Genomic DNA, 23,588 nt, shown 5'->3' on the forward strand with positions numbered 1-23,588 from the left:
AGCCTCCCGATGGTCCGACAGCTGTGTGAAGCCCTTCGCAGCCTAGCCGGGCGAGCGCCGCTCGCGGTGACGCGGGAGGATCTTCCTGTGGAACTGACTCTGCTCGGCACCGGCGCCCCCGAAGGCCTGCCCCGCCCCGGCTGCCCCTGCGCGGCCTGCGCGACCGCGCTCGGCAGCGCGGCGCGCGCCGCCACCGCGCTTCTGGTGGACGGCGTCCTGCTGCTCGACCTCACTCCTGGCGCCGCCTTCGCGGCCGCCCGCTCCGGGCACTCGCTCGGCGGCGTACGCCAGGTTCTGCTCTCCCATCCGCACGACGGGCCCTCGGTGGAAGTGCCCGCGGGCCTGCCGCAGCCGGGCCGGGTGCCGGACGGGCGGGAGCTCGCGCTGCTCACCGGGCACCGGGTGCGCGCCGTGGCGATGGACCACCCGGGCACGGGGTACGAGGTCGTGGGTCCCGACGGGGAGCGGCTGCTGTATCTACCGCCGGGCGGTGCGCCTGCCGGGCTGCCGGAGGAGCAGCCCGCGTACGAGATGGTCCTCGCCGATGTGGTCGGGCGCCCCGACGCGCTCGCGCGGCTGCGGGCCACCGGGGCGATCGGGCCGACCACGGACGTCGTCGCCGTCCACCTGGGCCACGAGGTGCCGCCGGGCGCGGAACTACCACGCAGGCTGGCCGCCGCCGGTGCGCGGGCGGTGCCGGACGGGGCGACGCTGGTGGTCGGCGCCTATGAGGACGTACCGGACGTGCCGCGCCGCACCCTCGTGCTCGGCGGCGCCCGGTCGGGGAAGTCGGTGGAGGCCGAGCGCCGCCTGGAGGCCTTCCCCGAGGTGCTGTACGTGGCCACGGGCGGCACCAGGAACGGCGACTCCGAGTGGGCGGACCGGGTGAGCGCCCACCGGGAACGGCGGCCCGGGTCGTGGAGCACGGCCGAGACCTGCGACCTCGTGCCGCTGCTCGCGAAGAGCGGCCCTCCCCTGCTCATCGACTGCCTGTCGCTGTGGCTGACGTACGCCATGGACGAGGTGAACGCGTGGGACGACGACGAGTGGGCGGGCGGCGGCGAGCGGGCGCTGCGCAAGCGGGTCGCCGAGCTCACGGACGCGGTGCGGGCGACCCGGCGCACGGTCGTCGCCGTGTCGAACGAGGTCGGCTCCGGCATCGTCCCCGCGACCGCGTCGGGCCGCCGCTACCGCGATGAACTGGGCCGGCTGAACGCGGCGTTCGCCTCGGAGTGCGAGCACGTGCTGATGGTCGTGGCGGGTCAGGCGCTCACCCTGCGCGGCTGAACGGGCCGCTCACGTGGTGGGGTTGCGGCGGGCGATGATCCGGTAGGCGTTGGAGAAGCGGGTGCGGCTCACCACGGGGGCGAGGATGCGGTCGGCCAGGGCCGCAGCGGCCAGGAGCGGCACCGCGATGCGGGCCGCGGCACGGATGCGGCCGAGGGTGACGGCGAGCCGTGCGGTCAGGTCGAAGGGGATGTGCGGCTCGCGCCGGTCGGTGGCCACCACGGTGTAGCCGAGGCTCTCCAGCTCGGCGTGCAGGGCCGCGGGCGGGATGCGGTGGTAGGGCTGGGGCCTGATCCATCCCGTGTCGAGAATCCTGGCGTACCGGCTGCGCGGCACCGGGACCTCGATCATCAGATGGCCGCCGGGCCGCAACACCGTGCGGGCGGCGATGAGTTCGATGCGCGGGTCGGCGCTTCGTTCCAGGTAGTGGAACATGCTCAGCGCGTCGTAGCGCCCCGCGAGCTTGGGCGCCAGGTCGGCGAGCAGCCCGCGGTGGGCCTCCTCCACACGGCCCGCCCTGCGGCCCTCCTCCACGCGCGCGGTGAGGTCGAGGCCGTCGAAGGAGGTGTACGGATGCACTTCTTGAGCGACGGCGGGGAAGTGCCCGAGCCCGGTCTCGACGTCCAGCCAGCTCTCTGGCTCGATGAACCGGCCCATCGCGCGCGCCCGTGCCCGGTGGCGACGGACGGAACTCGGGACGGCGAAGATCTTCTCGGCCTGAGCGGCGGCGGCCTGGGCGGCGTCCATGGTCGTGGCGGGCTCCTCTGTCGGGCGGTGCGCGTGCTTTCCATGCGACAACCTGCCCCAAACGGTACGTAAAGGATCATTGGCGCCGGTGCAACGACACCGTGGAGGCGGTCCGTCCCGTCGGCCTCGCGCGCGGGGGGACGCCTGCTGCCGGGCCGTTCGAGCCGGGCCCGGGGCCTGCCGGTACTGTTCGGCGAATGAGCTCGCTGAATCTCGACGACTTCACCGACCTGATCGAGCGGCCCGACGGCGGGATCCGCCGCGACGCCGAGGAGCGCAGGGAACGGCAGAGCGTGCCGCCCGGAGCGCTCGGCCGCCTGGACGAGCTGGCCGAGTGGCTCTCCGCGGCCCAGTCGTCGGTGCCGGTCAAGCCGATCGAGCGACCGCGCGTGATCCTCTTCGCCGGTGACCACGGGGTCGCGGGCCTCGACGTGTCCGCGAGGCCCGCGGGCAGCGCGGCCGAACTCGTGCGCGCCGTGCTCTCCGGCGCCAGCCCCGTCTCCATCCTCGCGCGCCGTCTCGATGTGCCCGTCCGGGTCGTCGACATGGCCCTGGACTGCGACCCGGCCGAGCTTCCGGCGGAGGTCGCGGGACACCGGGTACGGCGCGGCTCGGGCCGCGTCGACATCGAGGACGCGCTGACGACGGAGGAGGCCGAGGCCGCGGTGCGGGCCGGGATGGCCGTCGCCGACGAGGAGGCGGACTCCGGGACGGACCTGGTCGTGCTCGGCGACGTGAGCGTCGGCGGCACGACACCCGCGGCCACGCTGGTCGCCGCGCTGTGCGGAACCGACGCCTCCGTGGTCACCGGGCGGGGCGGCTCGCCGATCGACGACCTCGCGTGGATGCGCAAGTGCGCGGCGGTACGGGACTCCCTGCGGCGGGCGCGGCCCGTGCTCGGGGATCAGCTCGAGCTGCTCGCGACGGTGGGCGGTGCGGACATCGCCGCGATGACCGGGTTCCTGCTGCAGTGCGCGGTACGGCGCACGCCGGTCGTCCTGGACGGGGTGGTCGCGTCGGCCGCGGCGCTCGTGGCCCAGCGGGTCGCCTTCCGGGCGCCCGACTGGTGGCTCGCGGGGCACAACAGCGGGGAGCCCGCGCAGGCCAAGGCCCTGGACCGGATGGCGCTCGACCCCGTCCTCGAGCAGGGCGTACAGGTCGGCGAGGGTGTGGGCGCGCTGCTCGCACTGCCGCTTGTACGGGCCGCTGCGGCACTCTCCGCCGAGCTGCCCGAGCACAAGCCCGAGCCGGAGCCGGAGGCCGAGCCCGAGGATGCCCCCGAGCCTCGCACCGGTGCCGCCTCCCAGGTGCCGCCCAGGGCCGGGGACCCCGCAGCGGAGTAGGCGGCGCGTCCGAAGCCGGATGAGCGGAGTGAGCGGAGTGAGCGGCGCGTCCGCGCGCAGCCGATGACGGCCCGGCATGACCCATATGATCCCTTTTCATGGGAGATGAGCAATCTGCTGCCGGGCGCCGTCAGCGCCTCGCCGCGGCCTTCAGCGTCTGGTACCTCCGCGCCGTCACCTTCATCAACTTCCTGAGCGCGGTCTGGGTCTCCCTCGGGCAGGATCTGCGGCGGCACAACACCGAGAACTACTTCACGCCCTATCTGCTCACCGCGGGCTTCGCCTCCGGTGCGTTCACGATGTTCCTGGCGATCACGATGCGCCGCCGCAAACGTGCTGCCTGGATTCTCAACCTCGTTCTCAGCGGGCTCTTTCTGCTCCTCTTCGCGTTCGCGATGGTCTTCCCGGAGATCCGCCGGCACGCGCAGAACTGGATCTCCCTCGTCCTGACCGCCGCTTTCGTCGCCTCGCTGATCGTCGGGCGGCGCGCGTTCTACGCCAAGGGCGACCGCTCCAACCCGAAGCTCGCCGCGGCCGTCGCCGTCGGCGGACTGCTCGTGACCTCGCTGATCGCCGCGCTCCTGGTCACCGTCACCAACCACGCGCACGACGAAGGCCGTTCGACCTTCCTCGACCGCTGGCGCTACGGCACGATGCGCCTGGTCTCGCTGGCCGCCGACGACCGCCGGTTCGAGGGCATCGCCACGCCCGGCTGGGTCAACGTCACCATCAACGTGCTCAGCACGCTTCTCCTCCTGGCCGTCCTGTACGCCGCGTTCCGCTCGCGCAAGGCGGTCGACCCGCTCACCGCGGACGACGAGCGGGGGCTGCACGAACTGCTCGACAAGTACGGCGAACGCGACTCGCTCGGCTACTTCGCGCTGCGCCGCGAGAAGAGCGTCGTGTGGTCGCCGAGCGGCAAGGCCGCGGTCGCCTACCGGGTCGTCGGCGGTGTGTCCCTGGCCTCCGGTGACCCCATCGGGGACCCGGAGGCCTGGCCGGGCGCCATCGAACCCTGGCTCGCCGACGCCCGCGAACACGGCTGGATCCCGGCTGTGATGGGCGCGAGCGAGGAGGCCGGCACGATCTACGCCCGGCACGGTCTGGACGCGCTCGAACTGGGCGACGAAGCCATCGTCGAGACTGCCGAGTTCACCCTCCAGGGGCGGGCCATGCGGACGGTCCGCCAGGCCTACAACCGGGTCAAGAGGGCTGGTTACGAGGTGCGGATCCGGCGCCACGAGGACATCCCGGCCGACGAGATGACGTACCTGGTCAAGCGGGCCGACGACTGGCGCGACGGGGCCACCGAGCGGGGCTTCTCGATGGCGCTCGGACGGCTCGGTGACCCCGCGGACGGGCGGTGCGTGATGCTCGAATGCACCGATGGCGACGGCGCGTTGCGGGCCGTCCTCTCCTTCGTGCCGTGGGGGCCGAACGGGCTCTCGCTCGACCTGATGCGGCGTGACCGCGACTCCGAGAACGGCCTGATGGAGTTCATGGTCATCGAGCTGCTCCAACGCGCCGCCGAGATCAAGATCACTCAGGTCTCCCTCAACTTCGCGATGTTCAGGTCGGTCTTCGAACGTGGCTCGCGGCTCGGCGCGGGCCCGGTCCTGCGGCTGTGGCGCTCCCTGCTCACCTTCTTCTCGCGGTGGTGGCAAATCGAGTCGCTGTACCGCGCCAACGCGAAGTACCGCCCGATCTGGGAGCCCCGCTTCCTTCTCTTCGAGAAGAGCGGAGACCTGCCGCGCATCGGCCTCGCGTCGGCCCGCGCGGAGGGCTTCCTGGAGGCGCCGGGCCTGCCGATGGGGGTCCCCTCTGTTCGAGCGAAGCCGAGAACTTGGGGGCGGTTGCACCGCAAGCATTTGGAGTCACGACGATGAGTTCCCCGGCCGCCGGACGTCCGACCCGCCCGACCCGTCCTGCGCGCACCGAATGGGGTCCGCTGTACGCCGCCGTGCGCGACGGCATCGCCGAGCGGGGGTGGCGGGCGGCGCCCATGACGCTTGCCGCGGTCTGCCTCACCGCCCTGCTCCAGTTCACGCAGAACCAGTCCTGGGGCTACCAGTTCGTACAGAACATCGGCTCCGTACGGGCCGACGACCCGCTCTGGCTCGCCCTCCTTCGTACGCCGCTCTCGCTCTTCGTGCCCGCGCTCGACCTGCCCGTCTGGGGTGCGCTCGCGCAGATCCTGCTGGTGTTCGGCATCGCGGAGATCTGCGTCGGCTGGTGGCGCACGCTCGTCGTCGGCTACGCGGCCACCCTCGCGGGCACGCTCTACGCGCGCGTGGGCATCGCTCTGGGGCCGGACCACCCGCTGGGGCTCCCCGCGTCCGACGCACAGGTCGTCGACACCGGGCCGTCCGCCGCCGTGGTCGGCCTCGCGGTGTACGTGTGCTGGCGCTACCGGGCCTGGTGCACGGCCGGGCTCGTCATCGCGGCGATGGTCGTGGAGGTGATCGTCAAGAACAACCTCGCGGGCCGGGAGCATCTGGCGGCGATCGCGGCCGTGCTGGTGCTGTGCGGCTGCTCGGAGGTGCGTCAGCGGCGCGGCGGGCGGGGCAGTTCCGGGTCGGGCCTGCCGCCGATCACGTCCTGAATCCTGCGGCGCGGTCCTGCCCAGCGGCGGTCGTGGTGGAAGGCGCGCAGGCCCGACCGGGCGCGGGCGCGGGGCCGGTTGCGGTAGAAGCGCCTGGCCCACGCGGATCCCGGGCGGGCGAGGCGGATCGCGCCCACCAGGGCGACCAGCGGGATCACCATGCCGATGAGGGCGGTCCGCAGCTTGCCCTTGGCCAGGGCGATCAGGGCGAAGCAGCAGTTGACGGCGATGTTCAGGGCGAAGCCCGCGCGGTTGCCGCGTTCCTCGGGTGTCAGGTCGTTCACGCCGAACGGCGTGAAGCCGGTGAGGATGAGGACCACCAGGGCCGCGGTGAGCATCACGACCTCGACGCTCTTGCGGCCCTGTTCGCTCCAGTAGACGTCGTCCAGGTAGAGGATCAGGGCGAACTCGTCGAGTACGAGGCCGGCGCCGATGCCGAAGATGACCGCCGCGAACATCGAGGCGAGGCTGTGCCGGCCCGCGGCGACCGCCCAGAAACCGCCGACGAGCATGAGGAAGATGCCCGGTACGACGTGATGGATGTGGACGTCTCCCGAGCTGATGTTCCGGAAGGGGCCCTTGCCGGCGCGGATGAGGCGCGTGATGGTTCGCGTGACGAGGAAACAGCCCACAAAGGAAAGCAACGCCAGAAGCAACGGCAGCTTCCCGGGCTCCGTGATGTTCCTCGCCCACCAATCCGCCATGGGCCCATCCTCGGCCGGGGGCCTGTTCCCCGCATTTCGCTGCGGGCGCGCGGGGCTCCCCCATCCCGGCGCTTCCCCGCGCCGCTGAGCATCGGTACTCCCCTTGCGCCGCCGCTTACCCGCGCCGCTGAGCATCGCTGGTCCCCTGCGTCGCCGCTTCTCTGCACCGCTGCGCGTGCGTAGCTGCTTTCCTGCGTCGCCGCTTCGCGGCGAATCTTTCCCGCCCACCCACCCGATTGCCCCGGGGCGACAGGCGGAGGGGCGGGAGAGCCGGTTCACCCAGAGGCGGATGCGGGGCAACGGGCGGGTGGGCGGGAAAGGCCGTGCGGCCAGAGGCGGATGCGGGGCAACGGGCGGGTGGGCGGGAAAGCCCGTTCGGCCAGGAGCGGATGCGGGGCAACGGGCGGGTGGGCGGGAGAGGCCGTTCGGCCAGAGGCGGATGCGGGGCAACGGGCGGGTGGGCGGGAGAGGCCGTGTGGCCAGAGGCGGATGCGGGGCAACGGGCGGGTGGGCGGGAGAGGCCGTTCGGCCAGAGGCGGTCGCGGGGAGCCAGGTCAAGGCAGGCCACAGCCCCCGGTACTCTTCCGCGATGCCCCGAACCACCCCCGCCGACAGCCTCCGCTTCGCCTTCGGCACCCTCACCGCGCTTCCGGTCCACGTCACCCGGTGGGATCGCGACGCCGCCCGCGGCGGCATGCTCTGCGCCCCGCTGACCGGGCTCGTCGTCGGAGGCTGCGCGGCCGCGCTCGGCGCCGCGCTCATGGCCCTCGGGGCGGGGCCGCTGCCGGCAGCCGTAGCCACCGCCGCCGTACCGGCGACCCTCACCCGCGGCCTCCACCTGGACGGCCTCGCCGACACCGCCGACGGACTCGGCAGCGCCAAGCCCGCCGATGACGCGCTCCGGATCATGAAGCAGTCCGACGTCGGCCCCTTCGGCGTCATCACGCTGCTCTTCGTCCTGCTCGCCCAAGTGGCCGTCCTCTCCCAGCTCTACGAGGCCTCCTGGACCCGGGGCGCACTCGCCGCGATCGTCTCGGCCACCGCGGCCCGCCTCGCCCTCACCCTGGCCGCCCGCAAGGGCGTCCCGCCGGCCCGCCCGGAAGGGCTCGGGGCAGCAGTGGCGGGAACGGTTCCGCAAGGCGCGGCCCTGCTCACGGCGGCACTCGTCACCACCCTCGCCGCCATCGCCGCCGTGCCCTTCGGGGCACAGGAGGCGGTGCAGTACGCCGCGGCCGTCCTCCTCGCCGTCTGCGCCGCCGAACTCCTCCTGCGCCACTGCGTCCGCCGCTTCGGTGGCATCACCGGCGACGTCTTCGGCGCTCTCGCCGAGACCGCGGCCACGACGGCCCTGGTCGTCCTCGCCCTCGGCTGAAACATAAAAGCGCCGACACGAACGGATGAATCTGCGCCGACACGATCGAATGGGCGCGACGCGCGTAGGCTCATGTCCGGCGCCTTTCCGGCCCGTTCTAGGCTGGCGCCGGGCGGGTCGACCCACCCCATCGGCCAAGGAACTCAACGGAAGCGAGAATTCACCACCGTGACTGCTCTGACTCTCAGCACTGCCGCCGCGTCCGGCCAGCGTGCCGACGCGATCGTCGTCGGCGTCGCGAAGGGCGCCAAGGGTCCGGTCGTCGCACCGGGCGCCGAGGCCGTGGACAAGGCGTACGACGGCAAGCTCGCCTCCGTCCTGGAGACCCTCGGCGCCTCGGGCGCCGAGGGCGAGGTGACCAAGCTGCCCGCGCCGTCCGGCTTCAAGGCCCCGGTCGTCGTCGCGGTCGGCCTCGGCACGGTGCCGGAGAAGGACGAGACGTACGGCACCGATGCCCTGCGCCGCGCCGCCGGTACCGCAGCGCGTGCCCTGTCCGGCTCGAAGAAGGCCGCGTTCGCGCTGCCCTCCGAGGACGCCGAGGACACCGGCGCGATCGCCGAGGGCGCGCTGCTCGGCGCGTACGCCTTCGACGCGTACAAGGAAAACGGTTCCGCAAAGGGCAAGAACGGCAAGGACGTAAAGGGTCCGCTCGCCGAGATCGCCCTGCTGGGCGGCAAGCCCCGCGACAAGGCCTACAAGGCCGCCGTCGAGCGCGCCACGGCCCTGGCCGAGGAGCTCAACCGCGCCCGCGACCTCGTGAACACCCCGCCGAACGACCTGAACCCCGAGGCCTTCGCCGCGGTCGCCACCGCGGCCGCCAAGGAGCACGGCATCAAGATCCAGGTCCTGGACGAGAAGGCGCTCACCAAGGGCGGCTTCGGCGGCATCCTCGGCGTCGGAGTCGGCTCGGACGCCCCGCCGCGTCTGGTGAAGCTCTCGTACACGTCGTCCAAGGCGAAGAAGCACCTCGCCTTCGTCGGCAAGGGCATCACGTACGACTCGGGCGGCATCTCGCTGAAGCCCGCCGGTCACAACGAGACCATGAAGTGCGACATGGCCGGTGCCGCCGCCGTCTTCGCCGCCGTCGTCACCGCCGCGCGCCTGGGCCTCGAGGTGAACGTCACCGGCTGGCTGGCGCTCGCCGAGAACATGCCGTCCGGCTCCGCGACCCGCCCCGGCGACGTCCTGCGGATGTACAGCGGCAAGACCGTCGAGGTCCTGAACACCGACGCCGAGGGCCGTCTGGTCCTGGCCGACGCGCTCGCCAAGGCCTCCGAGGACAAGCCCGACGCGATCGTCGACGTGGCCACGCTGACCGGCGCGATGATGATGGCGCTCGGCAGCCGCACCTTCGGCATCATGGCCAACGACGACGCGTTCCGCGCCGCGATCCACGACGCCTCCGAGGAGGCGGGCGAGCCCTCCTGGCCGATGCCGCTCCCCGACCACCTGCGCAAGGGCATGGACTCCCCCACCGCCGACATCGCCAACATGGGCGAGCGCATGGGCGGCGGTCTGGTGGCCGGTCTCTTCCTGCAGGAGTTCATCGGCGAGGGCATCACCTGGGCGCACCTGGACATCGCGGGCCCGGCCTTCAACGAGGGCGGCCCGTTCGGCTACACGCCCAAGGGCGGCACCGGCACCGCGGTCCGCACCCTGGTCCGTCTCGCGGAGCGCACGGCCGCGGGCGACCTGGGCTGACCAGCTGATCTGTCGTACGCGCGGCAGGGCCCGGACATCTGGATGTCCGGGCCCTGCCCGATTTCGCCCTCGACGAAATCCGTACGTTCATACGCCTGGGTAACGCCCCGACGTGGCGAATCAGACGTCTCACAGCCCGGCCCGCCGTCCCACCTCCCGCCGACAAGTGCGAAGATGGGTTCTCGGCAGGACAGGGCCCCCACCACAGGGCCGAAACAAGAGCGGCCGATACCAGCCGACCGACCGGTCGTCCCCCGCGAAAAGGGGTCCGGCGTACGGCGCACATGCATGGAGGACGTGACGTGGCGAACGACGCCAGCACCGTTTTCGACCTAGTGATCCTCGGCGGCGGTAGCGGCGGTTACGCCGCGGCACTGCGCGCGTCGCAGCTGGGCCTGGACGTCGCCCTGATCGAGAAGGGCAAGGTCGGCGGCACCTGCCTGCACAACGGCTGCATCCCGACGAAGGCGCTGCTGCACGCCGGTGAGATCGCCGACCAGGCTCGCGAAGCCGAGCAGTTCGGTGTGAAGGCCACCTTCGAGGGCATCGACATGGCGGCCGTCCACAAGTACAAGGACGACGTGATCTCGGGCCTCTACAAGGGCCTGCAGGGACTCATCGCCTCGCGCAAGGTGACGTACATCGAGGGCGAGGGCAAGCTCTCGTCGCCCACCTCCGTGGACGTGAACGGACAGCGTGTCCAGGGCCGCCACGTGCTGCTCGCGACCGGCTCCGTGCCGAAGTCGCTGCCGGGCCTGGAGATCGACGGCAACCGCATCATCTCCTCGGACCACGCCCTGACCCTGGACCGCGTGCCGAAGTCCGCGATCATCCTGGGCGGCGGCGTCATCGGCGTCGAGTTCGCCTCGGCGTGGAAGTCCTTCGGTTCCGAGGTGACCGTCGTCGAGGGCCTCAAGCACCTCGTGCCGGTCGAGGACGAGAACTCCTCGAAGCTTCTTGAGCGCGCGTTCCGCAAGCGCGGCATCAAGTTCAACCTCGGCACCTTCTTCGAGAAGGCCGAGTACACGCAGGACGGCGTCCGCGTGACCCTCGCCGACGGCAAGACCTTCGACGCCGAGGTGCTGCTCGTCGCCATCGGCCGTGGCCCCGTCTCGCAGGGCCTCGGCTACGAGGAGCAGGGCGTCGCGATGGACCGCGGGTACGTCCTGGTCGACGAGTACATGCAGACCAACGTCCCGACGATCTCGGCCGTGGGCGACCTGGTGCCGACCCTCCAGCTCGCGCACGTCGGCTTCGCCGAGGGCATCCTGGTGGCGGAGCGCCTGGCCGGTCTCAAGACCGTCCCGATCGACTACGACGGCGTGCCGAAGGTGACGTACTGCCACCCCGAGGTCGCCTCCGTGGGCATCACCGAGGCCAAGGCCAAGGAGATCTACGGCGCGGACAAGGTCGTCGCCCTCAAGTACAGCCTGGCGGGCAACGGCAAGAGCAAGATCCTCAAGACCGCGGGCGAGATCAAGCTCGTCCAGGTCAAGGACGGTGCCGTGGTCGGCGTCCACATGGTCGGCGACCGCATGGGCGAGCAGGTCGGCGAAGCCCAGCTGATCTACAACTGGGAAGCGCTGCCGGCCGAGGTCGCCCAGCTCATCCACGCCCACCCGACGCAGAACGAGGCCATGGGCGAGGCTCACCTGGCCCTCGCGGGCAAGCCTCTCCACTCCCACGACTGATCTTCAGTCACACGGGCGCGACGACCAGACTTCCGCAATTTCGTAAGGAGCAACCGAAACCATGGCGGTTTCCGTATCCCTTCCGGCGCTCGGCGAGAGCGTCACCGAGGGCACTGTCACCCGTTGGCTGAAGGCCGAGGGCGAGCGCGTCGAGGCCGACGAGCCGTTGCTCGAGGTCTCGACCGACAAGGTCGACACCGAGATTCCCTCCCCTGCCGCGGGCATCCTGGCCTCCATCAAGGTCGCCGAGGACGAGACCGTCGAGGTCGGCGCCGAGCTTGCCGTCATCGACGACGGCTCCGGCGCCCCCGCGGCCGAGTCCGCCCCGGCCGCCGAGCCCGCGCAGGAGGAGGCCCCGGCCCCCGCCGCCGAGGCTCCCGCGGCTCCGGCGCCCGCCGCCGAGGCCCCTGCCGCTCCGGCAGCCCCGGCCGGTGGCGCCTCCGGCACCGACGTCACGCTGCCCGCGCTGGGCGAGTCGGTCACCGAGGGCACCGTCACCCGTTGGCTGAAGGAGGTCGGCGAGGAGGTCGCGGAGGACGAGCCCCTGCTCGAGGTCTCCACGGACAAGGTCGACACCGAGATCCCCTCCCCGGCCGCGGGCGTGCTGCTCGAGATCGTCGTGGGCGAGGACGAGACCGCTGAGGTCGGCGCCAAGCTCGCCGTCATCGGTGCTCCCGGTGCCGCGCCCGCTCCGGCCAAGGAGGAGGCCCCGGCCGCCCCCGCGCAGCAGGAGGCCCCCAAGCAGGAGGCCCCGAAGCAGGAGGCCGCCCCGGCTCCCGCCCCGGCCCCCGCTCAGCCTGCCGCCCCCGCGCAGCCCGCCGCCCCGGCGCAGCCCGCGGCTCCGGCTCCGGCGCCCGCTCAGCCCGCCGCGGCCGCTCCGGCTGCCCCCGCCGCTCCGGCCTCCCCGGCCGACGAGGGCGCGTACGTCACGCCGCTGGTCCGCAAGCTCGCGGGTGAGCACGGCGTGAGCCTGTCGGACGTCAAGGGCACCGGCGTCGGTGGCCGCATCCGCAAGCAGGACGTCATCGCGGCCGCCGAGGCCAAGAAGTCGGCGCCGGCTCCGGCCGCCGCCGCCCCGGCCGCCTCGAAGGCCCCGGCCCTCGAGGCGTCCCCGCTGCGCGGTCAGACGGTCAAGATGACCCGCATGCGCAAGGTCATCGGCGACAACATGATGAAGGCGCTGCACTCGCAGGCCCAGCTGACCTCGGTCGTCGAGGTCGACATCACGAAGCTGATGAAGCTGCGCGCCAAGGCGAAGGACGCGTTCGCGGCCCGTGAGGGCGTCAAGCTCTCCCCGATGCCGTTCTTCGTCAAGGCCGCTGCCCAGGCGCTGAAGGCCCACCCGGTCGTCAACGCCCGGATCAACGACGACGAGGGCACCATCACGTACTTCGACTCGGAGAACATCGGCATCGCCGTTGACGCCGAGAAGGGTCTGATGACGCCGGTCATCAAGGGTGCGGGCGACCTGAACATCGCCGGTATCTCCAAGAAGACCGCCGAGCTCGCCGGCAAGGCCCGCGGCGGTGGCCTCACCCCGGACGACATGTCCGGCGCCACCTTCACGGTCTCCAACACCGGTTCGCGCGGTGCCCTGTTCGACACGGTCATCGTGCCGCCGAACCAGGCCGCCATCCTCGGCATCGGTGCCACGGTCAAGCGTCCGGTCGTCATCAACCACCCGGACCTCGGCGAGACCATCGCGGTGCGGGACATGACGTACCTCTCGCTCTCCTACGACCACCGTCTGGTGGACGGCGCGGACGCCGCCCGCTACCTGACCACGGTCAAGGCGATCCTCGAGGCCGGCGAGTTCGAGGTCGAGCTCGGCCTGTAGTCCTCCAGTCCGTAGTTCTACGGAGCCAGGGCTGTAAGACTCGTCTCATCAGCACGTACGCCCCCGTTCGGAGGTTTCCGAGCGGGGGCGTCGCCGTATTGTCTAGGGGTCACCACGCCCTGGGGCGCTGCCCCCGCCGGAGGAGCCCACATGACCGCGCCCGTCGTTCACTCGCTGCGCGAACAGATCCGCGAGCACATCGTGGAGGGGATCGTCAGCGGGCGCTGGCAGCCGGGCGAGCGGATCGTGGAGCGGCGGATCGCCGTCGAGCTGGAGGTCTCGCAGACCCCCGTACGCGAGGCGCTGCGGGAGCTGGAAACGCTGCGGCTCATCGAGTCGGCGCCCAACAAGGGCGTACGCGTACGGAACTTGACCGCGGCGGACCTGGAGGAGAGCTACCCCGTCCGCGCGGGCCTCGAGGCCATCGCCGCCGAACTGGCGGCCCAGAGCCTGGCCGAGGACTGCTCGGCCCTCGAACCCCACGTAGCCGCGCTGTACGAGGCGGACCGGGCCGCCGACGGCACCTCGCAGGTGCGGCACACGGTCGGTTTCCACCGGGAGTTGGTGCGGGCGGCGAACAACTCCGTCCTCCTTCACACCTGGGAGGGCCTGGGCATCGAGGTCTTCACCGCCCTTTCGATCCGGTGGCTCGGGACGGTGCAGCAGTCGTACGCGGAGGAGCACGAGGCCCTCGTCACGGCCTTCCGGCAGCGGGATCCCGCGATCGCCGAGCTGGTGAAGGCCCACGTGCTGGGCTGCGCGCCGCGTCCCTGACCTTCGCGCACGGGCTCGCGCTCATCCGTGACCGGGGCGCTCATACGTGCTCTCACCTGCGGTGATCCTTGCATTCGAAGGCACCGCGTGCCCGCATTAATGGCACCGGATGCCTACTTTCTCAATATGAAGGAGTTTTCGCCTTCAACCCTTTGATCGATCATCGATCACGGAGTTACAGTCTCCGACGGGCTCTCACCCGAGTCCTAGCCCTGTCCTGCCAAAGACCTAGGGCACCCCCACCCCTTACCGAAACAGGGGACCCCCTCCGACTCAGGAAGGCGGCGACATGACCGACCCCTCCGCAATCCAGCCGAGCGAGCTCGACCAGCTCCCGGACCGCGACCCCGAGGAGACCGCCGAATGGCAGGCCTCCCTGGACGCCGTTACCCAGGCGGCCGGGCCGCACCGTGCCGCATACCTGATGCGCCGCACGCTGGAGCGCGCCGAGGGCGCGGGCCTGGCGCTGCCCAAGCTCCTCGAGACCGACTACGTCAACACCATCCCCACCTCCGCCGAGCCGGCGATCGAGGGTGACGAGGCGATGGAGCAGCGCATCGCCGCGTGGAACCGCTGGAACGCGGCCGCGATGGTGACCCGGGGCAGCAAACACGGCGTCGGCGGCCACATCGCCACCTTCGCCTCCGCCGCCTGGCTGTACGAGACGGGCTTCAACCACTTCTTCAAGGGCAAGGAGGGGGACGGCTCCGGCGACCAGCTCTACATCCAGGGCCACGCATCGCCCGGCATCTACGCCCGCGCCTTCCTCGACGGCCGCCTGAACGAGGCGCACCTCGACAACTTCCGCCAGGAGGCGGGCGGCAACGGCCTGCCGTCCTACCCGCACCCGCGGCGGCTGCCCTGGCTGTGGGAGTTCCCGACCGTCTCCATGGGCCTCGGCCCGCTGTCGGCGATCTACCAGGCGCGCTTCAACCGCTACCTGACCAACCGCAACATCAAGGACGTCTCCCCCTCGCACGTGTGGGCGTTCCTCGGTGACGGCGAGATGGACGAGCCCGAGTCGACGGCGGCCCTCGCGCTCGCCGCCCGTGAGGGTCTCGACAACCTCACGTACGTCATCAACTGCAACCTGCAGCGCCTCGACGGCCCGGTCCGCGCCAACTTCCGTGTGGTCCAGGAGCTGGAGGCCCAGTTCCGCGGTGCCGGCTGGAACGTCATCAAGGTCCTGTGGGGCAACGCCTGGGACGAGCTGTTCCAGCTCGACACCAACGGCGCCCTGGTCCGCCGCCTGCGCGAGGTGCCGGACGCGCAGTTCCAGACGTACGCGACGCGCGACGCCGCCTACATCCGCGAGCACTTCTTCGGCTCCGAGCCCGCGCTCGTCGAGCTCGGCAAGCTGCTGAGCGACGACAAGATCAGCGAGTGCTTCCACCTCTCGCGCGGCGGCCACGAGGCCCGCAAGGTCTACGCGGCCTACCGCGCGGCGCTCACCCACAAGGGTGCGCCGACCGTGATCCTCGCGCAGACGGTCAAGGGCTTCACGCTGGGCAAGGGCTTCGAGTCCAAGAACGCCAACCACCAGATGAAGAAGCTCACGGTGGACGAGTTCAAGGACATGCGCGACCTCCTCGAGCTGCCGATCTCGGACAGCCAGTTCGTCGACGGCGTGGTGCCCTACGGCCACCCGGGCGCCGAATCGCCCGAGGTCCGCTACCTCCAGGAGCGCCGTGCCGCCCTCGGCGGTCCGGCCCCGGCCCGCCGCACGCAGCCCCTCTCCCCGCTGCCCGCTCCGGCCGACAAGGCGTTCGCCTCGTTCGACAAGGGCTCCGGCTCGCAGTCGATCGCGACGACCATGGCCTTCGTACGCCTCGTCAAGGACCTGATCCGCGACAAGGAGACCGGCAAGCGCTGGGTGCCGATCGTCCCCGACGAGGCGCGCACCTTCGGCATGGAGTCGCTGTTCCCGTCGCTCGGCATCTACTCGCCCAAGGGCCAGACGTACGAGCCGGTCGACCGCGACCAGCTCATGTACTACCGCGAGGCGAAGGACGGCCAGATCCTCAACGAGGGGATCACCGAGGCCGGATCGATGGCGGACTTCATCGCCGCGTCGACGTCGTACGCGACGCACGGCGAAGCCATGATCCCGTTCTACATCTTCTACTCGATGTTCGGCTGGCAGCGCACGGCCGACCAGATGTGGCAGCTCGGCGACCAGCTCGGCCGCGGCTTCCTCGTCGGCGCCACCGCAGGGCGTACGACGCTGACGGGTGAGGGTCTGCAGCACGCGGACGGTCACTCGCCGGTGATCGCCGCGACGAACCCTGCCGCCATGTCGTACGACCCGGCTTTCGCCTACGAGGTCGCGGCGATCGTCAAGGACGGTCTGCGCCGGATGTACGGCGACGCGGCCCCCGGTGAGGACCAGAACGTCTTCTACTACCTCACCGTCTACAACGAGCCGATGCCGCAGCCCGCGAAGCCCGCGGGTGTCGACGAGGGCATCGTCAAGGGTCTGTACCGCTTCAACACGGCCGAGACGGCGGGGCACTCCCCCGCGGCCAACGCCTCGCGCATCCAGCTGATCGGTTCGGGTACGGCCATCCACTGGACCCTCGCCGCACAGAAGATGCTCGCCGAGGAGTGGGGTGTGGCCGCCGACGTGTGGTCCGCGACCTCCTGGACCGAGCTGCGCCGCGACGCCCTTGAGGCGGACGAGGCGATCCTGCGGGGCGAGGAGCGGACGCCGTACGTGCGCAGCGCGCTCGAAGGTGCGGAGGGTCCCGTGCTTGCCGTCTCCGACTACATGCGGCAGGTTCCCGACCAGATCGCGCAGTGGGTCGAGCAGGACTACTCGTCCCTGGGTGCGGACGGCTTCGGCCTCTCCGACACGCGTGACGCGGCTCGCCGCCACTTCGGCATCGACGCGGAGTCGATCGTCGTGGCGTCGCTGGCGCAGCTTGCGCGTCGGGGCGAGGTGCCGGCTTCGGCGGTGAAGGAAGCGCGGGCCAAGTACGGTCTGTAGCCGTCTGTGGCTTTCGGCTTGATGCGGGTGCGGGTCCCTGTCTCTTCGGCAGGGGCCCGTTCCCGTTACTGGTAGCGAAGTGCCATCTGTTGAGCCGCCCTCGCGAAACGCTCCCTCAGCGTCGTCGGCTCCAGGACCTCCACCTCCGGGCCCAGGGACATGAGCTGTGTGTACGCCACCGTCTCGTTCTCCACGGGGAGGGTCAGCGTCACCCAGCCCTCCGCGTCGGGGGCGCCGGCGGTCTCCAGTGCTTCCTGGGTGGACGCGGAGTCGGTGGCGTACGGGAGTTGGCGCAGGCCCGCCTCGGAGAGCCGCAGCACCACCTCGGAGTGCAGGATCGCCCGCGCGAACTGCGCGGCCCGTTCCTCCCAGAAGCCCGGCAGGTCGAACTCCTCGTCGCGTACGAAGCGGTCCTCGTCGGCGGCGATCGCGGTGAACCGGTCGATGCGGTAGACGCGGAACGAGCCCGTGTCGGGCACCCGCGCGCACAGGTACCAGACCCCGGCCTTGAGCACGAGGCCGTAGGGCTCCAACTCCCTTTCCACTTCGGTGTCCTGGCGCCGGTAGCGGGCGGTGACGCGCCGGTCGTCCCACACCGCGTCCGCGAGGGCGGGCAGCAGTTCGGGCGCGGGTGTCTCCTTGAACCAGCCCGGCGCGTCCAGGTGGAACCGCTGCGACGCGTTCTGCGAGGCGTCCCGCAGCGAGGGCATCAGCGCCGCCGACACCTTCAGGCGGGCCGCCGACGCCGCGTCCTCCAGGCCCATCTCGCGCAGCGCGCCCGGCACCCCGGAGAGGAACAGGGCCTCCGCCTCGCTGCGCCCGAGGCCGGTGAGGCGGGTGCGGTAACCGCCGATGAGGCGGTAGCCGCCGGACCGCCCCCGGTCCGCGTAGACCGGAACGCCCGCCTCCGAGAGGGCCTGGGCGTCCCGCGTGATGGTCCGCTCGGACACTTCGAGCTCACCCGCGAGCTCGGCGGCGGTCATGGAGGGGCGGGCCTGGAGCAGAAGCACCATCTTGATGAGGCGTGCAGCGCGCATGCCCCCATGATGCCGTCAGCCGGTGGGCGGGAGGCGGCTAGCGGTAGCCGGTGACGTCCGCGGGCTTGCCCTTCTGCTCGACCTCCGCGATGTAGCGCCAGGCATCCGGCGCCGAGCCGTCGATGTCCGTGAAGCCGTACTCCTTGGCGAGACCGCCGCTGGAGAGGGACTTCCCGTTCCAGCGGGCCACTGCGGGGTCGGACGCCAGCGCGACCAGGGCCCGGCCCACGAACGTCGGGGTCTCGGAGATCGCGAAGTGCGGGTTCTGCGCGCAGCCGTCCTGCCAGTTCTCCTCGGTCACGCCGAAGGCCGTGTCGAGCATGAACTCGGAGCGCAGCCAGCCCGGGGACAGGCAGAGCGCCGTGCAGCCGTACTCCTCGAGCTCCTCTGCCAGGCCCTTCGTCATCCGCAGCGGGGCCGACTTGGCGAGGTCGTAGTAGAAGGGCTTGCGGTAGTTGGGGCCGTTGTACTCCTCGGTGCCGTCGGTGACCTCGACGACCAGGCCGCCGGGGTTCTTGATGAGCAGCGGCAGCGCGTACCGGCTGGTGACGATGTGGGTCTCGATGCCGAGGCGCATCAGCCGCAGCCCCTTGGCGAGGTCGTGCTCCCACATCTTCTTGTCCCACTCGACGTGGACGTCGCCGCCCCAGATGTCGTTGACCAGGATGTCCAGGCGGCCCTGCTCACGGTCGATCCGGTCGACCAGGGCCTCGACCTGCTCGGGCTCCACGTGATCGGTGGGCACGGCGATGCCGGTGCCCGGTCCGCCTGCCTCCCGGCCCGCCGCGGTGATCAGCTCCGCGGTCTCCTCGATGGTCTCCTTGGTGCGTCCGACCTCGCTGGTGTGTGCCCGGGTCGTACGGCCCGTCGCGTACACGGTGGCCCCCGCGCGGCCGAGCTCCACGGCCATGGCCCGGCCCGCGCCGCGGGTGGCGCCGGCGACGAGGGCGACCTTTCCGGTCAGGGGGTGCGCGGGTGCGTGCGTGGTGTCCATCTCTTCGCTCTCCATGATGTCGAGGCTGCCACCCAATGCCGACACCTGCTGTCGGGTTTTCCATGGGCATGTGCACGCATAACGAGACAGTCGCATCCGCCGCACTCCGCGTGCGTACCCACCCCTCAGGACCGATGCTTGTCCCGTGATGGACGAGACGGAGTTCTGGGAGATCGTGGACCGCACCCGCGTGGCCGCCGAGGGCGACCCCGAGGACCACGCCGATCTGCTCACCGAGAAACTCCTCGAACTCGAGCCGGACATGGTGCTCGACTTCGCCCGTCACTTCGAGGCGCGCTACAACCGTGCCTACCGCTGGGATCTGTGGGGCGCTTCCTGGGTCCTCCTCGGTGGTGCGAGCGACGACGCCTTCGACTACTTCCGCTGCTGGTTGATCGGTCAGGGGCGCGAGGTCTTCGAGGGAGCCCTGCACGACCCGGACTCGCTGGCGGATCTCCTCGACGACTTCGACGAGGACATCGACGGCGACGGCGAGGAGCTGGGCTACGCGGCGGACGAGGCCTACGAGCAGCTCACCGGCGTGGTCACCCCCGATCTCGGCATCGCCGCCGCCCCCACGGAGCCGCAGGGGACGCCGCTCGACTTCGAGAACGAGGCGGCGATGGCCGAGCGCTACCCGAGGCTGTGGGAACGCTTCGCCGAGACCGACTGAACCGAAACCAGCGCCGGACTGCTCCTGAGCGCCCTGGCCTCCTACCGGCCCTGCAGCTGTGCGGCCTTCTCCCTGATCGCGGGGAGCGCGGCCGTCAGTGCGGCGCCCGGGCAGGAGGTGGTGTAGCCGTCGCGGTGCCCGGAGACCGCCTTGAACGCCTCGACCGCCCCCGCCGGATACCTGCTGAGGCTGTTCGTGGAGACCAGCCGCACCGTGGAGCGCGGGTCCACACCCGAGAGACCGAGTTTCCACGCGATCAGCCCGGCCATGGCGTCGGTCATGGCCTGGGGGACAGGCGTCCCCTCCGTGAACGTCCCGATCGCCGCGATCCCGACCGACCCCTTGTTGTAGCCCTGCGTGTGCGCCCCCACGACGGCCCTCTCGATGCCGCCCGCACGCCCTTCGTAGACGGTCCCGCACCGGTCGACGAGGAAGTTGTAGCCGATGTCGTCCCACTGTCTCCCCTCGGTCTGACCGGTGTGCAGATAACGGATGGTGCGCGCGGCGTCGGCGCAGTCGTAGCTGTTCGGGGTGTCCGTGTGGTGGATGAACACCGCCTGGACCCGGCCGGCGTACCGGGCGGGCGGCGTCTCGCCCGCCCCGTCGGCCAGCCATTCGGAGCGCGGCACCACGCGTGGCCGCGCCGCGGGATGGTCCGCCTCCCGCCGCACCGGAGCCGCGGCCGCCGGCATCACCGAGTGCCGCCCGGTCACGCCGGCCCGCTCCCCGAGCCCGGCGAGCGCCACCGCACCGTCACCCGCCCGCACCGACGCCCCTGACACCCCCGGCCCCACGAACCACGCGCACAGCAGCAGAAGCGCCACGGCCGCTGCTCCGGGCACACAGCCGAGCACCGCACGCACCGCCACCGGCACGCGCGCCGCGGACGACCCACGGAAGACACGCATGCTCCGACTGTCCGGCCCGCCCCCTGCTCCCGCGATCCGCGCTCGGCCAATCGGGTGAACGGGAGAAGGGCTCAGGAGGAGCCCGGAGGGGACTCACGGGAAGCTCAGAAGTGGGTGCCGCCGTCCACCCGGACCTCTGTGCCGGTGATGAACTTGCCGTCCCGCGAGCCGAGCAGCGCCACGACCGATGCCACCGATTCCGGCCCCGCGAAGCCCTGACCGATGGCCGGGGTGAGCTTCACGAACAGGCTCATGTCGGCGTCCTCGGGCAGACCGGGGCCCACGCTCTGCCTGCTGGCACCGCTGCCGTCGGTCATGCCGCTGGATATGGAGCCGGGCTGGACGGAATTGAAGCGGATGCCCCGCTTGCCGAACTCACTGGCCAGCGCGTGCGTCATGGACTGGATGCCGCCCTTGCTCGCCGCGTACGCCGCCATGTACGGGTGGGCGAACACCGCCGAGGTGGAGCTGAAGTTGACGACGGCGGCGTCCTCGCCCGCCAGCAGCGCCGGGATCGCCTCGCGGATCACCAGGAACGTGCCCACCAGGTTGATCCGGATGACGTGCTCGAAGGCATCCAGGCTGGTCTCGTGCGTGTGCGAGGAGCGGAGCACGCCCGCCGCGTTCACCAGGACGTCCAGGCCGCCGAGCGCGGTGACCGCGGCGGCGACGCCTTCGCGCACCGAGGTCTCGTCCGCGATGTCGACCACGAGCGTGGTGAGGCGGTCGGCCGCCGCGCCCGCCTTCTCGGCGGTGTCCTTCAGGCCCGCCTCGCTGACGTCGGCGGCCACGACCCTGCCGCCCTCCTCGAGGATGCGCAGGACGGATGCCTGCCCGATGCCCGAGCCACCGCCGGTGATGAGTGCGCGACGGTCTGCGTACCGGTTCATGAGATGTCTCCGATCAACTCCGGGCTCCCGGGTCCTGGGTCCTTCCATGGCTCCGGCCTTCCCGATCTGGCTTCTTGATTTCAATGTACGCCTTCATGGCACGTTTTGCCATGGCGACAATTCATGTATCAGGGTGAGGATCGCGCGTAGGCTGCGGGGGTGAGCATCCACCCGTCGCAGTCATCGCAGCCCCCGGCGTCGGCCCAGCCGTCGCTGACCGAGCGCCGCAAGGCGGCCACGCAGCTCGACATCGCCCGCGCCGCGGCCGAGCTCTTCGCCGAGCGCGGCCCGGACGGCACCACGGCCGAGGAGATCGCGGGCCGGGCGGGCGTGGCGCTGCGCACCTTCTACCGGTACTTCCGCAACAAGCAGGACGCGGTCGCCCCGCTCCTCGCGGGCGGCGCCGCCGAGTGGCGGGCCCACCTGGCGGCCCTCGACCCGGCCTCCGGGGTGCCGACGGCCCTGGAGCAGTCGATCGCGGACGCGCTGACCGCGGCGGACGACCACGCGGCCGAGGCCCTGGAGTGGACCCGCGGCCTGCTGCGCGCGGCGCAGGACGACCCGGCCCTGCGCGCCGTCTGGTACCGCGTGAACCAGGAGTCCGAGGAGCAGCTCGTGCCCGTGCTCGCCCGGCTGGCCGGGGACGACGCCGACGAACTGGACGTACGCCTGGCCGCCGCGGCCGCCACCGACGCCATCCGCCTGGCCCTGGAGACCTGGGCCGCGGGGGACGCACCGGCCGTGGGGCCCGGCTCCCCCGCCGTCCTCGCGGTGCGCTGCCTGCGCGAACTGACGGGCGGACTGCGGCTCCTGGCCCCCCGCTAAGGCTCCGGGACCACCCGCGGGCTCGGCCGCCCGTCCGGCCCCAGGTCCAACGAGAACGCCAGCAGGGCCACGTCGTCCCCGACCCCGCCGGAGAACCGGACCAGGTCCTTCCAGACCGCGGACGTCATCGCCGCCGGGTCGTCCCCCAGGTCGGCGCAGAGCCCCGGAAGGCGTTCGGTCAGCGGATAGAAGGCGCCGGACCCGTCCCGCGCCTCGGTCACCCCGTCGGTCACCACGAGCAGCCGGTCGCCGGGCCGCAGGCCCACGGTCACCTCTTCGGGCGGGGCGACTCCCGCGATCCCCAGGCCCAGCGGAGCGCCCGGAGCCACGGCGAGCTCCTGGACGGACCCGCCCCGCAGCAGCAGCGGCGGCGGGTGACCGCAGGAGACGACCCGCAGCTCGGCCGCGTCGCCCCGGAATTCGAGGAGCACGGCGGTGGCGAAGAGTTCGGCGTGCTCGGCCTCCTCGGAGTCGACCACGAGCCGCCGGTCGAGCCGGGCGGCGACCCCCTCCAGGTCGGGCTGGTCGAGCACCGCCTCCCGGAAGGCGCCGAGCAGCGCGGCGACCGTGCCGACGGCCGCGAGACCGTGTCCCTGCACATCGCCCACCAGCGCCCGTACGCCACTGGGCCCCTTGCGCACGTCGAAGAGATCACCGCCGACCAGCGTCCCGCCCTGGGCCGCGCGGTACAGGCCCGCGCAGCGCACCGGCCCCACGCGTTCCGGCAGCGGCGGCAGGACGGCGAACTGGGCGGCCTCCGCGACGGTGCGGACGGTGACGAGCTGGGTGTCACGGCGGCTGCGCACCCAGGCGAACACGATGCTCAGCAGCGCCACGAAGGCGACCGTCAGCACATCGCTGTCCCCGGGGCGGCCGAGCCCGAAGCCCGGCAGGTAGAGCAGCAGCACCACGGTGCCGCCGAAGAGGGCCGTCACGGAGGCGCCGTACGACAGCGCGGCCAGCGGGGGCACGGCGGCGAGCAGGAAGCTGAGATCGACCGTCTCCGGAGTGGAGAGCTGGATGACGCAGGTCACGACCAGGAGCACGGGCGGAGGCCAGCGCACCCAGGTGGGCGGCGGCGCACCGCGCAGCCAGCCGGGCTCGTCCCGGTCCCGCCGACTGGCAGCAGCGACCCTGAACATCGGTTCGCTCCTTCCGGTCGGCCATTCCACGCTCCTACGCGCGCGTGCCCGCCGCACGCCGGGCCGGTCCGTCGG

General features: G+C 71.7%; 19 protein-coding genes. 12 read left to right on the forward strand and 7 right to left on the reverse strand.

Annotated elements, in window-relative coordinates; genetic code table 11:
- Positions 1 to 87: 87 nt before the first annotated feature.
- Positions 88 to 1,287: a bifunctional adenosylcobinamide kinase/adenosylcobinamide-phosphate guanylyltransferase gene (locus tag AB0M70_RS24935; protein ID WP_365822867.1), complete on the forward strand. Its 1,200-nt coding sequence runs from the start codon at positions 88 to 90 to the stop codon at positions 1,285 to 1,287.
- A 9-nt stretch (positions 1,288 to 1,296) separates the two neighbouring features.
- Here the strand turns inward: AB0M70_RS24935 and AB0M70_RS24940 are convergent, their stop codons facing one another.
- On the reverse strand, positions 1,297 to 2,034 hold the full coding sequence (locus AB0M70_RS24940) for a class I SAM-dependent methyltransferase (RefSeq protein ID WP_365822869.1): 738 nt from the start codon (positions 2,032 to 2,034) through the stop codon (positions 1,297 to 1,299).
- 197 nt (positions 2,035 to 2,231) lie between these two features.
- Between AB0M70_RS24940 and cobT the strand changes: the two genes are divergently transcribed.
- From cobT to AB0M70_RS24955, 3 genes are all read left to right on the forward strand, one after another.
- Positions 2,232 to 3,377: a nicotinate-nucleotide--dimethylbenzimidazole phosphoribosyltransferase gene (gene cobT, locus AB0M70_RS24945; protein ID WP_365822871.1), complete on the forward strand. Its 1,146-nt coding sequence runs from the start codon at positions 2,232 to 2,234 to the stop codon at positions 3,375 to 3,377.
- A 98-nt stretch (positions 3,378 to 3,475) separates the two neighbouring features.
- A complete protein-coding gene (locus AB0M70_RS24950) occupies positions 3,476 to 5,263 on the forward strand; it encodes a phosphatidylglycerol lysyltransferase domain-containing protein (protein ID WP_365822873.1) in 1,788 nt (595 codons plus the stop codon).
- Entirely contained in the window at positions 5,260 to 5,979 is a 720-nt protein-coding gene (locus tag AB0M70_RS24955; protein ID WP_365822875.1) for a hypothetical protein, read from the forward strand. Before AB0M70_RS24950 ends, AB0M70_RS24955 begins: the two co-directional genes overlap by 4 nt.
- Here the strand turns inward: AB0M70_RS24955 and AB0M70_RS24960 are convergent.
- Positions 5,922 to 6,683 (reverse strand): hypothetical protein, encoded by a 762-nt coding sequence (locus AB0M70_RS24960; protein WP_365822877.1) that lies wholly within the window; start codon positions 6,681 to 6,683, stop codon positions 5,922 to 5,924. The genes AB0M70_RS24955 and AB0M70_RS24960 overlap by 58 nt on opposite strands.
- A gap of 589 nt (positions 6,684 to 7,272) precedes the next feature.
- Here AB0M70_RS24960 and AB0M70_RS24965 point away from each other — a divergent pair.
- The 6 genes from AB0M70_RS24965 to aceE all read left to right on the forward strand — a co-directional run bounded on the left by AB0M70_RS24965 (position 7,273) and on the right by aceE (position 17,044).
- Positions 7,273 to 8,055 (forward strand): adenosylcobinamide-GDP ribazoletransferase, encoded by a 783-nt coding sequence (locus AB0M70_RS24965; protein WP_365822879.1) that lies wholly within the window; start codon positions 7,273 to 7,275, stop codon positions 8,053 to 8,055.
- A 168-nt stretch (positions 8,056 to 8,223) separates the two neighbouring features.
- The gene (locus AB0M70_RS24970; protein WP_365822881.1) at positions 8,224 to 9,756 is read left to right on the forward strand and encodes a leucyl aminopeptidase; all 1,533 of its coding nucleotides are present in this window, start codon (positions 8,224 to 8,226) and stop codon (positions 9,754 to 9,756) included.
- A gap of 302 nt (positions 9,757 to 10,058) precedes the next feature.
- Positions 10,059 to 11,447, forward strand: coding sequence for a dihydrolipoyl dehydrogenase (gene lpdA, locus AB0M70_RS24975; RefSeq protein ID WP_365822883.1), 1,389 nt, complete (start codon positions 10,059 to 10,061; stop codon positions 11,445 to 11,447).
- A gap of 61 nt (positions 11,448 to 11,508) precedes the next feature.
- Positions 11,509 to 13,284, forward strand: coding sequence for a 2-oxoglutarate dehydrogenase, E2 component, dihydrolipoamide succinyltransferase (gene sucB, locus AB0M70_RS24980; RefSeq protein WP_365822885.1), 1,776 nt, complete (start codon positions 11,509 to 11,511; stop codon positions 13,282 to 13,284).
- Between the two features lie 150 nt (positions 13,285 to 13,434).
- Positions 13,435 to 14,058, forward strand: coding sequence for a GntR family transcriptional regulator (locus AB0M70_RS24985; protein ID WP_365822887.1), 624 nt, complete (start codon positions 13,435 to 13,437; stop codon positions 14,056 to 14,058).
- A 289-nt stretch (positions 14,059 to 14,347) separates the two neighbouring features.
- Positions 14,348 to 17,044, forward strand: a complete 2,697-nt coding sequence (gene aceE, locus AB0M70_RS24990; protein WP_365822889.1) for a pyruvate dehydrogenase (acetyl-transferring), homodimeric type — start codon at positions 14,348 to 14,350, stop codon at positions 17,042 to 17,044.
- 65 nt (positions 17,045 to 17,109) lie between these two features.
- Here the strand turns inward: aceE and AB0M70_RS24995 are convergent, their stop codons facing one another.
- Complete coding sequence (locus tag AB0M70_RS24995) at positions 17,110 to 18,081, reverse strand: YafY family protein (RefSeq protein WP_365822891.1); 972 nt, start codon at positions 18,079 to 18,081, stop codon at positions 17,110 to 17,112.
- A 37-nt stretch (positions 18,082 to 18,118) separates the two neighbouring features.
- Positions 18,119 to 19,090 carry an SDR family oxidoreductase gene (locus AB0M70_RS25000; protein ID WP_365822893.1) on the reverse strand — a complete coding sequence of 324 codons (972 nt, stop codon included), beginning with the start codon at positions 19,088 to 19,090 and terminating at the stop codon, positions 18,119 to 18,121.
- A gap of 133 nt (positions 19,091 to 19,223) precedes the next feature.
- Here AB0M70_RS25000 and AB0M70_RS25005 point away from each other — a divergent pair, with 133 nt between their 5' ends.
- Entirely contained in the window at positions 19,224 to 19,748 is a 525-nt protein-coding gene (locus tag AB0M70_RS25005; RefSeq protein ID WP_365823189.1) for a DUF4240 domain-containing protein, read from the forward strand.
- A gap of 41 nt (positions 19,749 to 19,789) precedes the next feature.
- On the opposite strand, the gene AB0M70_RS25010 is transcribed toward AB0M70_RS25005, so the two are convergent.
- Both AB0M70_RS25010 and AB0M70_RS25015 read right to left on the reverse strand, forming a co-directional pair.
- The gene (locus tag AB0M70_RS25010) at positions 19,790 to 20,656 is read right to left on the reverse strand and encodes a peptidoglycan recognition protein (RefSeq protein ID WP_365822895.1); all 867 of its coding nucleotides are present in this window, start codon (positions 20,654 to 20,656) and stop codon (positions 19,790 to 19,792) included.
- Positions 20,657 to 20,760: 104 nt separating this feature from the next.
- Complete coding sequence (locus AB0M70_RS25015) at positions 20,761 to 21,546, reverse strand: SDR family NAD(P)-dependent oxidoreductase (protein WP_365822897.1); 786 nt, start codon at positions 21,544 to 21,546, stop codon at positions 20,761 to 20,763.
- Between the two features lie 159 nt (positions 21,547 to 21,705).
- Between AB0M70_RS25015 and AB0M70_RS25020 the strand changes: the two genes are divergently transcribed.
- Positions 21,706 to 22,371 (forward strand): TetR family transcriptional regulator, encoded by a 666-nt coding sequence (locus AB0M70_RS25020; protein WP_365822899.1) that lies wholly within the window; start codon positions 21,706 to 21,708, stop codon positions 22,369 to 22,371.
- Here the strand turns inward: AB0M70_RS25020 and AB0M70_RS25025 are convergent.
- A complete protein-coding gene (locus AB0M70_RS25025) occupies positions 22,368 to 23,513 on the reverse strand; it encodes a PP2C family protein-serine/threonine phosphatase (protein ID WP_365822901.1) in 1,146 nt (381 codons plus the stop codon). The two genes, AB0M70_RS25020 and AB0M70_RS25025, sit on opposite strands and share 4 nt — an antisense overlap.
- Positions 23,514 to 23,588 lie beyond the last annotated feature (75 nt).

Origin of the sequence: Streptomyces sp. NPDC051214, assembly GCF_040682375.1 — a bacterium.
Classification (GTDB): domain Bacteria; phylum Actinomycetota; class Actinomycetes; order Streptomycetales; family Streptomycetaceae; genus Streptomyces.